Genomic DNA, 15,131 nt, shown 5'->3' with positions numbered 1-15,131 from the left:
CAGGACCGCACATGGACAATCCCGAAAGGGCGCGCATATTGCAGGCCATGGAACACAACTCGGATATCCTGATCGTAGGCGGCGGCCTGAACGGCCCGGCCCTTGCCTTGGCGCTGGCCCAGACAGGGCATTCTGTCACCGTCATCGACGCATTGGCCAAAAAAGCCCGGAAAAACGCGGCTTTTGACGGGCGCGCCTATGCGCTGGCGCTGGCCTCGCAGCGGCTGCTGGATGCGGTTGGCATCTGGGACAAGGTGGCAGACCGTGCCCAGCCCATGCTTGAGATCAAGGTCACTGATGGCCATTCCGGCGCTGGTCCATCCCCTTTTTTCCTGCATTTTGACCATGCCGAGATTGAAGAAGGCCCGATGGGTTACATGGTCGAAGACCGCCACCTGCGCCGCGCGTTTCTGGATGCCATGGCCGAACAGGACAGCATCACGCAGATCAGCGGCAAAACCGTTGTCGCGCAGGCCTCTGATGATACCGGCGTAACGCTGACGCTGGATGATGGCACAACCCTGACCGGCGGATTGTTGGTTGGCTGTGACGGGCGCCGTAGTGGCACCGCCGCGCGTGCTGGGATCAAGCGCACCGGTTGGGACTACGGCCAGACCGCGCTGGTCTGTGCTATCGAGCATGAGCTGCCCCATAACGGCGTGGCGCATCAGTTCTTCATGCCCCCCGGCCCCTTGGCGATTCTGCCGCTGACCGGCAATCGCAGCTCGATCGTCTGGAGCGAACGCTCTGAAATGGCCAAACGCATCAACGCCATGCCCGAGGCGGATTACCTGCAGGTATTGCGCCCGCGATTTGGTGATTTTCTGGGTGACATCCGCCTTCAGGGTGACCGGTTCACCTATCCGTTGAACCTGACCATCGCCAATTCCTTTATTGGTGACCGTATGGCGCTGGTAGGCGACGCCGCCCACGGCATGCACCCAATCGCAGGTCAGGGTTTGAATGCAGGTCTTCGCGACGTAGGCGCTTTGGCGGAAGTTCTGACACTGGCTGGACGGCGCGGCGAGGATATCAGTTCGGTATTGGTTTTGGAACGTTACCAGGAATGGCGTCGGTTCGACACGGCAGCGCTTGCCATGGCGACAGATGTGTTCAACAAGCTGTTTTCCAACGACAACCCCATTCTGCGCTTCGGGCGCGACATCGGGATGGAGATCGTCGGCTCGATCCCCGGACTACGTCGCGGCTTTGTACGTGAGGCCGCCGGGCTGACCGGAGATCTGCCGAAACTTCTGCAAGGGCGCGCGATTTAGTCAAGTTGCCGGGCTTCATCCACCAGCATCACCGGGATACCGTTGCGGATCGGAAAGGCCAGGTTGGCAGCCTTTGAAACCAGTTCCTGCTTTTCGGCATCATAATGCAGCGTGGTGTGCGTTTGTGGGCAGATCAGAGCCTCAAGCATATGGCGATCAAAAGGGTGTTCGGCTTCGGTCATTGCAGTTTTTCCTCGCTCGATCCGCCGCGCATGGCGAATTCAATCAACGTCACCAATGTCTCGCGGCGCGTACGAAGGCAAGGTGCTTCAAGCAGAGCCTGTTTTTCTTCGGGATCGAAATCCAGCAGCATCGACAGTGAATTCACCAACAACTCATCATCGGCGTCTTTTAAGGTTTCCCAATCGGTCGATAATTGGCGCGACGAAAAAAACCGTTCAAGCAGATTCAAAAACCGCGAGCGGTCGAACGCATTGTCCGCTTCGGCCTTGCCAAGATCGCGGTCGAACCCGTCCCATGAAACAGCACAACGGCGATAAGGCGTAAACGCATCCAACTCGGACTTGATCCGAAAACGCGAGACGCCGGACAGTGTGATCAGGTACCGACCGTCTTCGGTTTCAGAGAACTGCGTCACACGCCCGGCACAGCCGATTTGATGCAGTTTGCTTTCGTTAGACTGACACGGATTCGGCTGGATCATGCCGATCAGCCGTTCAGGTGTTTTCAGCGCGTCGTCCAGCATTTGCAGGTAGCGCGGCTCAAAAATATGTAGCGGCAAGCGAGACCGGGGCAGCAAAAGCGCCCCGGGCAATGGGAAAACGGATACCGTCTCCGGCAGGTCAGCGGGATGCATCATGTACCCGAGTGTAGCCCTGATCAGGAATTAGGCAAATATCATCGAGCTGAGCTTGCGCCGCCCGTTCAGAACAATCGGATCATTGGGCTTCAGCGCGTCGAAAATGGTGAACAGTTGCGCCTTTGAGGCACCGTCATCCCACTCGCGGTCGCGGCGGAACAGTTCCAACAATTGCGCTACAGCCTCTTCAACTTCACCATTGGCGTGCAGCGCCTGCGCAAGATCGAACCGCGCCTGATGATTGTCGGCATCCGCCTCGACCGCTGCTTTTAGCTCACCCACTGGGCCTGCATCGGCCGCTTGCTTCGCCAGTTCAAGCTGGGCATGGGCTGCTTCAACCTCAGCCGAGGTTGAAATCTCTGCGGGTGCGCCGTTCAAAATGGCCTCGGCCTGCTCCAGATCGCCTGCTGCAATATGGGCGCGCACCAGACCGCCATAAGCGGCGGCGTGGTTCGGGTCTTCCCCCAGAATGGCGGAAAAGGTCTGTGCGGCATCCACAGCTGCGCCATCGGCCAGCATTTCTTCGGCGGCCAGAACAGCGTCATCCAGCTGCCCCCCGGGGCTTTCACCACCGGCGGCCTCAATCACTCGGTCCACAAACGCCTTGATCTCGGACCCTGGAACGGCACCCTGAAACCCGTCGACCGGTTGACCTTTGTAGAACGCGTATACGGTCGGGATCGACTGAACGCGCATTTGCGAGGCGATCATCTGTGCCTCATCCACATTAATCTTAACCATCTTCACCGCCCCTTTGGCGGCGGTCACGGCTTCCTCCAGCAGCGGCCCAAGCGTTTTGCACGGTCCGCACCAGGGTGCCCAAAAATCTACGATTACCGGGATTTCCTGCGAGGCCTCGACGACATCGGCCATAAAGGTGGCCTCGGATCCGTCCTTGATCAGATCGGCGGTATCAGGTCCGGCTGCGGCGTTCAGAAGGTCCATGGCATTCACTCTTTCGTTCGAATTTGGCCCCTATATGCAACTGCAAAGGGAAGAAACCAAGGGGAGAGTTACAGGGTCAAAGGTCGAATGTCGCAAAGACCGGCGCGTGGTCACTGGGTTTCTCCCACCCGCGCGCATCGCGCAGAACGCGGCTGGAGTGCCCTGCGTTCGAGATATCCTGCGTGGCCCAGACATGATCCAGACGCCGCCCCTTGTCGGCTGCGTCCCAATCGCGGGCGCGGTAGGACCACCAACTGTACAGCTGCCCCTCGGGGATGTCCTGACGGGTTATGTCCACCCATCCGCCCGCGTCCTGCGTTTCGGCCAGGTGTTCAACCTCGATCGGTGTGTGCGAAACGACCTTGAGCAGTTTTTTGTGCGACCAGACGTCATCCTCGCGCGGGGCGATATTCAGATCGCCAACCAGAATGGAATTTTCAGGTTTTTCAGCGTTGAACCAGTCGCGCATATCCGTGAGATAGTCGAGCTTCTGCCCGAACTTCTCGTTCTTTTCACGGTCCGGGATGTCGCCACCGGCGGGGACGTAGAAATTGTGGATCGTCACGCCGTTTTCCAACCGCCCAGCGATGTGGCGCGCGTGACCGAGACCGGCGAAATCCTTGTCCTCGACCTCTTCCATCGGCAGGCGCGACAGAATGGCGACGCCGTTATACCCCTTCTGGCCCCTTGCAACCATGTGGGTGTACCCCAATTCGGCAAATCCTTCGGTTGGGATCTTCTCAACCGGCGACTTGCACTCCTGCAAACACAATACATCGGGAGCTTCTTCCTGCAGTAATTTCAGCACGATAGGCTCGCGCAGGCGGACCGAGTTGATGTTCCAGGTGGCAAGTGTAAAGGGCATGGGGGATTCCTCTGTCGCGGTTGGGCTGAGGTTAGCGTGGTGTGGATTGGGGTGCCATGGAAAAAGATCACCGAAGGGGCGTGGATTATTCGGTGGCGGTTAAGCGGACAGAGTTTCCATTCGCTGCGACTACGTAGACGTCTGTATTTAGACAGTCATTTAGTCAATCGTTGATTTGGTTGTCCAATCTGAATTCGTTGGAGCTATCTGTGCCTATGTGCAAAGTCTGCCTCTAAGCATGACATAACCTTCGACGGCACATCGGGGAACTTATTTCCAAATGCCTTTACTATCTGCCCGCGCCAATCAAACGCTGGCCGCGAGTCACCATTGTTTCGAGTTTGCAGCAAAAAAGCTTTCTCTAGGTTGCGGAAGTCGTCAGAGATGCCTTCGAGTGCCGCCAATAACACCTTAGACTTGCTGTCACCGAAGTGCTCTTCGACATCAACCCAGCGTTGGGAATGCCAGAACAAATATCCCGGATTTTGACCGCTTGTGGTCAATGAACTCCTACTTGAATGCTTGCAGACTTCCAAAGCCTTTGACAGTTCTTCAGTGGAAAAGGCAGGTCCTTTTTCCTCTTTGGTCATTTTAGTGAGTCCATAAAAGTCGATGCTGTTTTTGAATTCTCAGACCGTCGCTCAAAGCTCGATTGCCGTCAAAGGTTTTGTGTTCGGCTGTACCGACTGCCGTTCGTGGATCATGTTGAATCTAGTAAGTTTGGGCTCAAAGCAGACTTCAAATCCCCTCTGACTACAAAAAAAAGCCGGGCCATAAGGCCCGGCAGTCCAACAGGGAGGTGCATGTCATAACCCGGACATGCGCGGGTTGGGAATAATCTAATTACACATCCAGAGTATCACTTTGATCCACGTCAATCCACCCGGAGTTACGAAATCAAGCGATATCCGCCCGATTCTGTGACCAAAAGGCGCGCGTTCGATGGGTCGGGTTCGATCTTTTGGCGCAAACGATAGATGTGGGTTTCAAGCGTATGTGTGGTGACACCGGCGTTATAACCCCAGACCTCGTGCAGCAGCACATCGCGGGCAACCACACCATCGGCAGAGCGATACAGGAACTTGAGAATGTTGGTCTCTTTCTCGGTCAGACGGATCTTGCGATCCTCTTCGGTGATCAACATCTTCATCGCAGGCTTGAAGGTATACGGCCCCAGCACAAAGACCGCGTCCTCTGATTGCTCATGCTGACGCAGCTGCGCGCGGATACGAGCCAGTAAGACCGGGAATTTAAACGGCTTAGAGACATAATCGTTAGCGCCTGCGTCAAGACCCAGAATCGTATCTGCGTCGCTGTCATGGCCTGTCAGCATCAGGATCGGGCTTTTGACGCCTTGTTTGCGCATCAGACGGCACAGCTCACGACCGTCCGTATCCGGCAGACCAACGTCCAGAATGACCAGATCGTAAATCGCCTCGCGTGCACGCTCCATGGCGGATTGACCGTCTGCCGCTTCGAACACGTCGAAATCCTCGGTCATCACAAGTTGCTCGCTGAGCGCCTCGCGCAGATCTTCATCGTCATCCACCAGCAGGATTTTCTTGAGCTGAGCCATGTCCGGTCCTCCTAAGCCTTTTCCACCATTTGCGTGCGGAAGATGCAATCAACAAGATTTACTGCATTGGTCTCACGCCCTCGTGTCTGACGCAGAGGAATTGTTTCACTTTTTCTTCTGTTCGGGTTAGACGAAGACCAACACGTTATAGGGTAACATAGATGAGTCTTATCCCCGATATCTCGGAATTGCTGGCACGGGCCCGCGCGGATCTGCGTATGGGCGTTCCCGTCGTATTGACTGATGACAGCGGGTTCAGCGTCATTGCGATAGCGTCCGAGACATTAAGCGCACAACGGCTGGCCGACCTACGGAACTTCGACGGTCAGCCTGTGGTCGCGATCACCGTAAGACGCGCAGAAACGCTGAAGGCACGCGCCTATGATGGCGACCTCGCACGGGTAATTATCCCATCGGACACCGACATCGCATGGGTTCAGGCGGTCGCCGATCCCTCGGATGATCTGAATACCCCGATGAAAGGCCCCCTGATGTCCGAGCGTCAGGGTAGTGCCAACCTGCACCGTATTGCCATCGATTTGACGAAGTCCGCACGCCTCTTGCCGGCGGCCGTGGTGGTTCCCATTGATGAGGGTCGCGATTTTGCGGTGGCACATGGCCTGACCTGCATCGACCATACCCGCGCTGCGCCGCATCTGGCAGATCGAAGCGCCTTGCACGCGATTGCCGCCGCGCGCCTGCCAATGGAAGTGTCCGAGGCCGGTCGTCTGCATGTTTTCCGCCCCGAAGATGGCGGCGAAGAACACTATGCCGTAGAAATCGGGCGTCCGGACCGCAGCAAACCTGTGCTGGCCCGTTTGCATTCGGCTTGTTTTACGGGTGATTTGATGGGCAGCTTGAAATGCGATTGCGGGCCCCAGCTACGTGGAGCGCTGGCCCAGATGGGGTCAGAAGGCGCGGGCGTATTGCTGTATCTCAATCAGGAGGGACGCGGTATCGGCCTTGCCAACAAGACGCGGGCCTATTTCCTGCAGGATCAGGGATTTGACACAGTCGAGGCCAATCATCGATTGGGATTCGAAGATGATGAACGTGATTTCCGACTGGGTTCGGACATTCTGAAAGAACTTGGTTTTTCGTCGGTTCGATTGCTGACAAACAACCCGGCGAAAATCGCGATGATGGAAAAGACGGGCATCGCCGTGACTGAAAGAGTGCCGCTGAAAGTGGGTGAAACAGCCCATAATCGGGGATATCTGGCGACCAAAGCCGCAAAGTCAGGCCATTTGCTGTGACCCCGGACGATCTGGTGCTTACACCACGCGGCGTCCGGTTTGCCGGGCGCCTCTTTCCTTGTTCGGTCGGAAAAGGCGGCCTGACGGATGACAAGCACGAAGGCGATGGGGCAACGCCAATCGGTGTGCATCACATAGTCGGTATGCTGTTTCGACCAGATAGAATTGCAGCTCCGTCCTCATGGGCCATCCCAATCGGCCCCGGCGATCTTTGGTCTGATGACAGCGCGGACAGCCAGTACAATCAGATGGTCAGCGCGCCCTATGCCCCCAGCCACGAAAAGCTGCGGCGCGCGGACCCCCTGTACGATCTTGTTCTGATCACCGACTGGAACTGGCCGAACTCTGTGTCAGGCCGGGGATCAGCCATTTTCCTTCACCAGTGGAGACGCCCCGGCTACCCGACCGAAGGCTGTGTCGCTTTTCGCCGCGACCATCTGCATTGGATCGCGCGTAGAATTTCCCCCGGAACGCGTCTGATTATCCCGCAGGTTTGACCCTCTCGCCAAAGATGGCGGACCCCACGCGCACATGGGTGGCCCCCAACGCGATCGCCTGCTCGAAATCACCGCTCATCCCCATCGAGAGCCCTTCTAAACCGTTGCGTTCGGCGATCTTGGCCAGCAACGCAAAATGCAGCGAGGGTTCCTCTTCAACCGGCGGGATTGCCATCAGACCCTGAACCGGCAAATCCAGTTCGCGGCACTCGGCGATGAAGGCGTCCGCATCAACCGGCATGATCCCTGCTTTTTGCTCTTCTTCTCCGGTATTGACCTGAATGAACAGATCCGGGCAGTGGCCAACCTCTTGCGCCAACCGTGCCAGCGTTTTGGCAAGCTTGGGCCGATCTACCGAATGAATCGCGTTGAACAGTTCAATTGCCTGCCGGGCCTTGTTGGTTTGCAGCGGTCCGATCAGATGCAGGTCTATCCCTGAGAATTGCTCCTTAAAGCCCGGCCACTTTTCGGCCGCTTCCTGCACGCGGTTTTCCCCAAAACAGCGGTGGCCTTGGCTCAGCACAGCCTCAACACGTTCATTCGGCTGGACCTTTGAAACCGCAATCAGCTTTGTCGATCCCGCAAGTCGTCCGGCGGCGGATTCGGCCTTGGCCATGCGGGAAGTGATGTCGTGCAGCGACATGGAATTTCTCTCTCTCTCTGCTTTTGGGCAGAAAAACACCAAACCCGCGCAAAAGAAAAGGGCAGGTCCGAAGACCTGCCCTTAAGCTTTGTGGCTTAGCTCAACTTAGAAGTTGAACTGAGCACCGAAGTCAGCACGGTACGAGCCGTCTTGGTCGCCAGTTTTTGCTTCGCCAATACCGCCGCGCAGCGATGCACCGCCGCCCAGGTCATAGATCACGCCAACACCCAGGTTACGGGTATCGTCGTCAGCCGAGCCATCACCATACGCGAAGGTCACAGTAGTTGCTGCACCGAAGGTGTAGGCAAGCGACAGACCATATGCAGTGCCGTTTAGGTCGTCAGCGACAACGTCATCGTCAGCAACAAACACAGTACCCGAGAAATCACCGAATTCTGCGCCCAAGGTCAGAACGGTCAGCGACTGCTTTTCGCTCGCGCTATTCACGTTTGCCTTGGTCTGACCATAGGCCAGTGCAGCGGTGATGTTGGCGAAGCTGTAGGTTGCGCTGATATCCCAGCGGTCTGCGTCCTGCGCAACACCGTCCAGAGCAACAGTTGCCTGATCGTACGATGCGCCAAAGGCGAAATCGCCAACTGCGTACTGGAAGAACACGGCGTTCGAACCCGAACCGGTCGACGAGTAACCCAGGAAGCTGTAGTCAACACCCGAGTACTGGCCGACGAAGCTTTCCAGACCAGGCTCGTTGCCGTAGTAGTTTGCCAGGTTGTCAAAGGCACCCGAAACGTTGCCTGCGTCAACACGCAGACCACCGTAGATGACCGAGAAACGTGCGCCGTTCAGACCCGCGCTGTTCTGTTCACCGTTGCCGGAGTCTTCGTCAGCCTGCAGGCGAACACGAGCCGAGAACTCAACGCCGCCATCGGTTTCTGTGTTGCCGTCGATGTTCAGACGGAAGCGCGAGACCAGGATGGTGTTGTCGGTGTCGACAGTTGCTTCAGCATCGTCACCAGTACCACGACTGATTTCACCAGTTGCCGGGTCGGTCACGAAGTTGTCAACAGTACCACGACGGTCTTCCTGGTAACCAATACCAAAACGACCGTAGCCGCTAAATCTAACGTCCGCGGCAGCAACGCTTGCGGTTGCAATAAGAGCGGTCGTTGCAAAGAGAACTTTTTTCATCTTGTTTCCCTCGGTTTCAAAAATTTATCTACTCGACACATGCATCAGCACATGTCTCAGCACGGGAACCGTTTCGCTCGAATTACCCCCTTCACGCAAGCTTGCCTTAAATGTGAAGGGCGCATTGACCCCAAATTGGTGCAAGGATGCCACAGTCGATATTTGGGGGCTAAACTACCGGCCACACTGACATGTGCAATAAGAATAGGGTTGTTGCTGAACTGGACCTTGTCTAGGAGTAACACGTAACAAAGTAGACCAAGTGAAACAGGACCAGTCGACAATGCGCCTGCAGACGATTTTCAGTTTGATCATAATGACTGCTGCCGTGTCGGCCTGCGGACAGAATCAGAGTGCGGCTCCGAATCCCGCATTGCTGTATACAGATAGCACACGTACAGAAGAACGAGAGCTGAACGATCCAGAACGCACAACAATCTGGGATGTGTTCGATCGCGGAAATGCCGAACAGATCGTCAATGTTAACCGGTATCTTTGGGCGGCCTCGCTGGATGTGCTGAATTTCCTACCAATTCAGGAAGTTGATCCATTTACCGGCGTGATCGTAACAGGTTACGGCACGCCGCCGGGTGGCGGACGCTCTTATCGCGCGACCGTGCATATAAGTGACCCGGCGCTGGCGGCACGGTCGCTTTCGGTGGCACTGCAAAGCAGCGGAGGCGCTCCGGTCAGCGCTGCAACTGCGCGAGTGGTCGAGGATGCAATCCTAAACCGCGCACGCCAGTTGCGCATTGCGGACAACAAACTCTAGCCACCCGCCGAAAATCACAATATTACCACGCCGGGCTCACGCCCGGCGTTTTCATTCACGAAGGACCGCACAATGTCGCGCTATTCGGCCACCGAAATCGAAGCAAAATGGCAAGAGGCCTGGGACAAGGCCGGGATCTTCACCGCCGACCATAAGGCGGACAAGCCGAAATATTATGTGCTTGAGATGTTCCCCTACCCGTCAGGGCGAATCCATATGGGGCATGTGCGCAACTATACGATGGGCGACGTCATTGCGCGTCACAAGCTCGCGACGGGGCATAACGTGCTGCACCCGATGGGCTGGGATGCCTTCGGGATGCCCGCAGAGAACGCCGCCATGGCCATTGGCGGCCACCCGAAAGACTGGACCTATAGCAACATCGCCGACATGCGCGGACAGATGAAGCCACTGGGCTTGTCGATTGACTGGTCCCGCGAATTCGCCACCTGTGACCCCGAATATTATGGCCAGCAGCAGGCTCTGTTCCTCGATATGCTCGATACTGGGTTGGTTTACCGCAAGAACGCCGTGGTGAACTGGGACCCGGTCGACATGACCGTTCTGGCCAATGAACAGGTGGAAAATGGACGTGGCTGGCGCTCGGGCGCACTGGTGGAACGGCGCGAGCTGACACAGTGGTTCTTCAAAATCTCGGACTATTCCGAAGAATTGCTGGATGCGCTTGATACGCTGGAGAACTGGCCTGCCAAAGTGCGGCTGATGCAGGAAAACTGGATCGGCAAGTCGCGCGGCCTGCAATTTGGCTTCGAACGTACTGATGGTGGTGAGCCCATCACCGTCTATACGACTCGGCCCGATACGCTGTTGGGCGCGTCCTTTGTTGGTATTTCGCCGGATCACCCGATTGCCAAGAAGCTTGAGGCCGAAAACCCCGAAGTTGCTGAGTTTGTTGCCGAATGCCGCAAGGGTGGCACCACGGAAGAGGCCATCGAGACGGCCGAAAAGCTGGGTTACGACACCGGCATTCGCGTGCGTCACCCGCTGGACCCGAATTGGGAACTGCCGGTCTGGATCGCCAACTTCATCCTGATGGATTACGGCACCGGTGCAATCTTTGCCTGCCCCGCGCATGACCAGCGTGATCTTGATTTCTGCCGCAAGTATGGCCTGCCGGTCATCGACACCTTCTTTGCACTGGATGACGATACGCCGGTCGACAAGATCGCCTTTGTGCCGCCGAAAACTGAAAAAGTCCGCTGGGTGGACCACTTCGCAGGCCTGACCGAGGCCACGGGGGATGAGGCGATCAACGCCACCGTCGATTTCGCGGAAAAATCAGGTTGGGGTGAAGGCGTCACAAAATACCGCCTGCGCGATTGGGGGCTCAGCCGTCAACGCTATTGGGGCTGCCCGATTCCGGTCGTGCATTGCGACAAATGTGGCACCGTGCCCGAGAAGAAAGAAAATCTGCCGATCGAATTGCCTTACGACGATGGCAACGGCAAACCCATCGACTTCTCGATCCCCGGCAACCCGCTGGAGCGCCATGCCAATTGGCGTGACACCCCTTGCCCGTCTTGCGGCGCGCCTGCCAAACGCGAAACCGACACGATGGACACCTTCGTCGATTCGTCGTGGTATTTCGCCCGTTTCACCGCGCCACGCGCTGACACACCCACCGATCTGGCCGAGGCCGAATACTGGATGAATGTCGACCAGTATATCGGCGGTATCGAGCACGCGATCCTGCACCTGCTCTATTCGCGCTTCTTCGCGCGGGCGATGAACATCACGGGTCACCTGCCTAAGAAAGCCATCGAGCCGTTCAATGCGTTGTTCACGCAAGGCATGGTCACGCATGAGATCTATCAGACACGCGACGCCAATGGCCGTCCGGTTTATCACCTGCCCGAAGATGTGACCGACGGAAAACTGGTCGACGGCACCGAGGTTGAGATTATCCCCTCGGCCAAGATGTCGAAATCAAAGAAAAACGTAGTCGACCCGGTCAGCATCATCTCGGCCTTCGGCGCGGATACCGCGCGTTGGTTCGTCCTGTCCGATTCGCCGCCTGAACGGGATGTCGAATGGACCGCATCCGGGGCCGAGGCTGCGTTCAAGCACCTCAGCCGTGTGCATCGGATCGCGACGGAAATCGCCGAATCGGATGCTCCGGCCAATGCCGAGGATGAAACCCTGCTGCGCGAGATGCACAAAGCCATCCATGACGTCACAGGTGGAGTCGAATCTTTCGGCTTCAACGCCTCAATCGCCAAGCTTTATGCTTTCACCAACACGATGGCCAAATCCAAGGCGGGCGCCGCAGCCAAACGCGAGGCCGCCAAAACGCTGGCACAGCTGATGTCGCCGATGACCCCACACCTGTCCGAGGAGCTTTGGCAGCTGCTGGGTGGCGAAGGGCTGGTTGCCACGACGCCATGGCCAATTGCGGATGCCGCTATGCTGGTGGATGACACCGTTACCCTGCCGATCCAGATCAACGGCAAGCGCCGCGCGGAAATCAGCGTGGCCAAAGATATGCCCAAGGACGAGGTTGAAAAAATCGCGCTGAGCACCGAAGCTGTGCAAAAGGCGCTGGATGGCGCTACACCCAAGAAAGTAATCGTTGTACCGGGCCGGATTGTGAATGTCGTCGTTTAACCGCAGAACCTTGTTGCTGATGCCCTTGGCGCTTGCCGCCTGCGGGTTTGAACCTGTGTACGCTCCGGGCGGATCGGGCTCGGCGCTTTTTGGTCGCGTAGAAGTGTCGGCACCAAACACGGTCACCAGCTTTCTTCTGGTCGAAGATCTGGAACAAAAGCTGGGCCGTAGCGCAACATCCGGCAGTGAATACAGTCTGGACGTTTCCGTCGTAACCCAGACGGTGGCGGCATCGATCACCTCAACGAACGAAACCAACCGTCTTATCATCAACGGGACCGCCAGCTATTCGCTTAGATCGAAAGCGACGGGGCAAGTTCTTGCCTCGGGCTCGGTGACGGACTTCGTGGGGTATTCGGCTGCCGGTTCCACCGTATCCACCCTGGCTGATGAGCGGGATGCAACGCAGCGCCTGATGGTGATTCTGTCCGATCAGATCATCAGTCGGCTGTACGCCACGCCGGGCCTGTCCGCATGAAGTTGAGCCCGCGCGAGGCCGAGGGATATTTCTCGAGACCCGACGCGGACAAGACCGGGCTGTTGATCTACGGTGCGGATGCGATGCGCGTGGCGCTAAAGCGGCAACAGGTTTTGGCCGCTCTGCTGGGCGCCAATGCCGAAGAAGAGATGCGGTTGACCCGCCTGCCCGGAAGCGATCTGCGTGGCGATCCGGCCTTGTTGCTGGACGCGGTCAAGGCGGTCGGGTTCTTTCCCGGGCCACGCGCTGTATTCGTCGAAGACACAACCGACACGGCCGCCCCAGCAATCCTTGCCGTGCTGGAAGATTGGGTGGCTGGCGATGCCCAGATCATCGTCACCGCCGGACAGCTAAAGGCCAGTTCCAAGATTCGCAAAGCGTTCGAATCGCACCGCTCGGCCTATGCGGTAGGTATCTATGACGACCCACCATCCCGGGCCGAAGTCGAACGAATACTTTCTGAGGCCGGTTTGCAGAACATCCCGCGCGATTCGATGGCCGCGATTGCTGAGCTGGCATCGGGCATCAGTCCCGGTGACTTTACCCAAACGATTGAGAAACTGTCGCTTTACAAGCGCGATGACAGTTCCGAACTGACCATTGAAGACGTCGAAGCCTGCGCGCCTCGTTCGACTGAGGCCGCCTTGGACGATGTGCTGAACGTGGTTGCCGATGGTCGCGCGGGTGAAATCGGCCCGCTGATCCGACGTTTGCAATCACAGGGAACCAATGCGGTCAGCCTGTGCATCGGCGCGACAAGGCACTTCCGCACTTTGTACGCCTGCGCATCCGATCCGGGCGGAGCAGCACAGGGCATCGGAAAGCTGCGCCCCCCGGTTTATGGGAAACGGCGCGACCGCATTCTGCGTCAGGCCCAAGGGTGGGGCGCGCCAAAACTGCAGACAGCATTGACTGTACTGACAGATACCGACCTGTCGCTGCGCTCCGCCGGGCAAACGGCACCGGCCATGGCATTGGTCGAACGTGCCATGATCCGTCTGGCGATGCTGGCGCGAACCCGCTAACCGCTTTGATCCAACCAATATGCCGCCGAACGCCCAGCCCAACGGCCGGTCGCCAGGCAGGCTGTCAGAAGGTACCCCCCGGTCGGGGCCTCCCAATCCAGCATCTCGCCCGCGCAAAACACTCCGGGACATGCAGTCAGCATGAGCCCCTCATTAAGCGCCGCACGTGGCACACCTCCTGCTGTGGAGATGGCCTCGTCCATCGGGCGCAGGCCCGAGTGTCTGATCTGCAGATGCTTGATCACGCTTACGTCTAGCGATGGAAACTGGCCATCGCGCTTGGACACTTCATGAAACAGGGCGACCTTTTGCGAAGACAGGTGAAGAGATTTCTTCAGCCACTGCGACAGGGTCGTTTTCGATTTTTTTGACGCAAAACGACTACGCAACGTATCAGCGTCCAAATCCGGAACCAAATCGACAAAAAGCGGTGCTCTGTCACGCAAGGCCGGGGTCAGCGAGTACAATCCGCCCCCTTCCAACCCTTTCGCCGACACCGTAGCCTCGCCCCGGCTTTCAATTTCTCCAGTCCTCCACCGCACAGATTTCAATGCCGCGCCAAAATGCGGCTGCATATGGGGGCTCCATTCCACGGAAATGGCTGAGTTTGCGGGTGCGAAAGGTGTGAGGGGCACGCCTTTACCCGTCAGCACCGATGCCCATGCTCCGTCTGATCCCAACCGCGACCAGCTTGCCCCGCCCAGCGCAAGAACTGTCACATCGGGGCACAGGTTCTGCCTGCCATCATCCGTGTCGAAAACGGCTTGGGCACCGTCCCAACCAACCCACTGCCAGCGTGTTCTGACCTGAACGCCAGCCTCTGTCAGCCGTGCCAGCCACGCCCGCAACAGCGGAGAGGCCTTCATCGACGTCGGAAACACCCGACCGGTCGAGCCTGTGAACAGCTCTTGCCCCAACCCTTGCGCCCATGTTTGCACGTCCGACGCATCGAATTCGGCAATCATTGGTCGCAACCAGGTCGCGGCCTCACCATAGGACCTCAGCAAAATCTCAAACTGTTCGTCCTTGGTCAGGTTCAGCCCGGACTTTCCCGCCATCAGGAACTTTCGCGCAACCGAAGGCTTGGCCTCTGCCACAACAACAGAGTGCCCGGCTTTGGCCAGTTCCTCGGCTGCCATCAGGCCTGCGGGTCCGCCGCCGATCACCAGTGCCTGTGCCATCCCTGACCTCTTGCCTTTCGCGCCACCT

At 57.6% G+C, this 15,131-nt stretch carries 16 protein-coding genes; 7 read left to right on the top strand and 9 right to left on the bottom strand.

From position 1 onward, the window contains the following. The first annotated feature begins 11 nt into the window (after positions 1 to 11). Positions 12 to 1,274: an FAD-dependent monooxygenase gene (locus RUA4292_RS23200; RefSeq protein ID WP_233493534.1), complete on the top strand. Its 1,263-nt coding sequence runs from the start codon at positions 12 to 14 to the stop codon at positions 1,272 to 1,274. Here the strand turns inward: RUA4292_RS23200 and RUA4292_RS23195 are convergent. The 6 genes from RUA4292_RS23195 to RUA4292_RS23170 form a co-directional block, all read right to left on the bottom strand. Further along, positions 1,271 to 1,456, bottom strand: a complete 186-nt coding sequence (locus RUA4292_RS23195) for a Trm112 family protein (RefSeq protein ID WP_058272562.1) — start codon at positions 1,454 to 1,456, stop codon at positions 1,271 to 1,273. The genes RUA4292_RS23200 and RUA4292_RS23195 overlap by 4 nt on opposite strands. Further along, positions 1,453 to 2,094: an LON peptidase substrate-binding domain-containing protein gene (locus RUA4292_RS23190; protein WP_058279752.1), complete on the bottom strand. Its 642-nt coding sequence runs from the start codon at positions 2,092 to 2,094 to the stop codon at positions 1,453 to 1,455. Before RUA4292_RS23190 ends, RUA4292_RS23195 begins: the two co-directional genes overlap by 4 nt. A 27-nt stretch (positions 2,095 to 2,121) precedes the next feature. Then, complete coding sequence (gene trxA / locus RUA4292_RS23185) at positions 2,122 to 3,039, bottom strand: thioredoxin (protein WP_058279751.1); 918 nt, start codon at positions 3,037 to 3,039, stop codon at positions 2,122 to 2,124. 76 nt (positions 3,040 to 3,115) lie between these two features. Further along, positions 3,116 to 3,904 carry an exodeoxyribonuclease III gene (locus tag RUA4292_RS23180; protein ID WP_058279750.1) on the bottom strand — a complete coding sequence of 263 codons (789 nt, stop codon included), beginning with the start codon at positions 3,902 to 3,904 and terminating at the stop codon, positions 3,116 to 3,118. 203 nt (positions 3,905 to 4,107) lie between these two features. Continuing rightward, positions 4,108 to 4,494, bottom strand: coding sequence for a hypothetical protein (locus RUA4292_RS23175; protein WP_058279749.1), 387 nt, complete (start codon positions 4,492 to 4,494; stop codon positions 4,108 to 4,110). A 299-nt stretch (positions 4,495 to 4,793) separates the two neighbouring features. Further along, complete coding sequence (locus RUA4292_RS23170) at positions 4,794 to 5,480, bottom strand: response regulator transcription factor (protein ID WP_058279748.1); 687 nt, start codon at positions 5,478 to 5,480, stop codon at positions 4,794 to 4,796. A 161-nt stretch (positions 5,481 to 5,641) separates the two neighbouring features. On the opposite strand from RUA4292_RS23170, the gene ribA reads away from it, so the two are divergent. Both ribA and RUA4292_RS23160 read left to right on the top strand, forming a co-directional pair. Further along, entirely contained in the window at positions 5,642 to 6,736 is a 1,095-nt protein-coding gene (gene ribA, locus RUA4292_RS23165) for a GTP cyclohydrolase II (RefSeq protein ID WP_058279747.1), read from the top strand. Beyond that, on the top strand, positions 6,733 to 7,233 hold the full coding sequence (locus RUA4292_RS23160; protein WP_082637237.1) for a L,D-transpeptidase family protein: 501 nt from the start codon (positions 6,733 to 6,735) through the stop codon (positions 7,231 to 7,233). Before ribA ends, RUA4292_RS23160 begins: the two co-directional genes overlap by 4 nt. On the opposite strand, the gene RUA4292_RS23155 is transcribed toward RUA4292_RS23160, so the two are convergent. Together RUA4292_RS23155 and RUA4292_RS23150 are read right to left on the bottom strand one after the other, a co-directional pair. Then, the gene (locus tag RUA4292_RS23155; protein ID WP_058279746.1) at positions 7,217 to 7,876 is read right to left on the bottom strand and encodes a YggS family pyridoxal phosphate-dependent enzyme; all 660 of its coding nucleotides are present in this window, start codon (positions 7,874 to 7,876) and stop codon (positions 7,217 to 7,219) included. The two genes, RUA4292_RS23160 and RUA4292_RS23155, sit on opposite strands and share 17 nt — an antisense overlap. 105 nt (positions 7,877 to 7,981) lie before the next feature. After that, positions 7,982 to 9,022: a porin gene (locus RUA4292_RS23150; RefSeq protein WP_058279745.1), complete on the bottom strand. Its 1,041-nt coding sequence runs from the start codon at positions 9,020 to 9,022 to the stop codon at positions 7,982 to 7,984. 283 nt (positions 9,023 to 9,305) lie between these two features. On the opposite strand from RUA4292_RS23150, the gene RUA4292_RS23145 reads away from it, so the two are divergent. The 4 genes from RUA4292_RS23145 to holA all read left to right on the top strand — a co-directional run bounded on the left by RUA4292_RS23145 (position 9,306) and on the right by holA (position 13,922). Beyond that, a complete protein-coding gene (locus RUA4292_RS23145; RefSeq protein ID WP_058279837.1) occupies positions 9,306 to 9,794 on the top strand; it encodes a DUF3576 domain-containing protein in 489 nt (162 codons plus the stop codon). A 72-nt stretch (positions 9,795 to 9,866) separates the two neighbouring features. After that, entirely contained in the window at positions 9,867 to 12,419 is a 2,553-nt protein-coding gene (gene leuS / locus RUA4292_RS23140; protein ID WP_058279744.1) for a leucine--tRNA ligase, read from the top strand. After that, positions 12,406 to 12,897 carry an LPS assembly lipoprotein LptE gene (gene lptE / locus RUA4292_RS23135; RefSeq protein WP_058279743.1) on the top strand — a complete coding sequence of 164 codons (492 nt, stop codon included), beginning with the start codon at positions 12,406 to 12,408 and terminating at the stop codon, positions 12,895 to 12,897. Before leuS ends, lptE begins: the two co-directional genes overlap by 14 nt. Further along, entirely contained in the window at positions 12,894 to 13,922 is a 1,029-nt protein-coding gene (gene holA / locus RUA4292_RS23130; RefSeq protein WP_058279742.1) for a DNA polymerase III subunit delta, read from the top strand. Before lptE ends, holA begins: the two co-directional genes overlap by 4 nt. Here the strand turns inward: holA and RUA4292_RS23125 are convergent. Further along, entirely contained in the window at positions 13,919 to 15,103 is a 1,185-nt protein-coding gene (locus RUA4292_RS23125) for a TIGR03862 family flavoprotein (protein WP_058279836.1), read from the bottom strand. The two genes, holA and RUA4292_RS23125, sit on opposite strands and share 4 nt — an antisense overlap. Positions 15,104 to 15,131: the final 28 nt, after the last annotated feature.

Origin of the sequence: Ruegeria atlantica (assembly GCF_001458195.1) — a bacterium.
GTDB classification, from domain to species: domain Bacteria; phylum Pseudomonadota; class Alphaproteobacteria; order Rhodobacterales; family Rhodobacteraceae; genus Ruegeria; species Ruegeria atlantica.
Note: the sequence above shows the minus strand (reverse complement) of the source record. Positions and strands in the feature narration are given on the sequence as shown.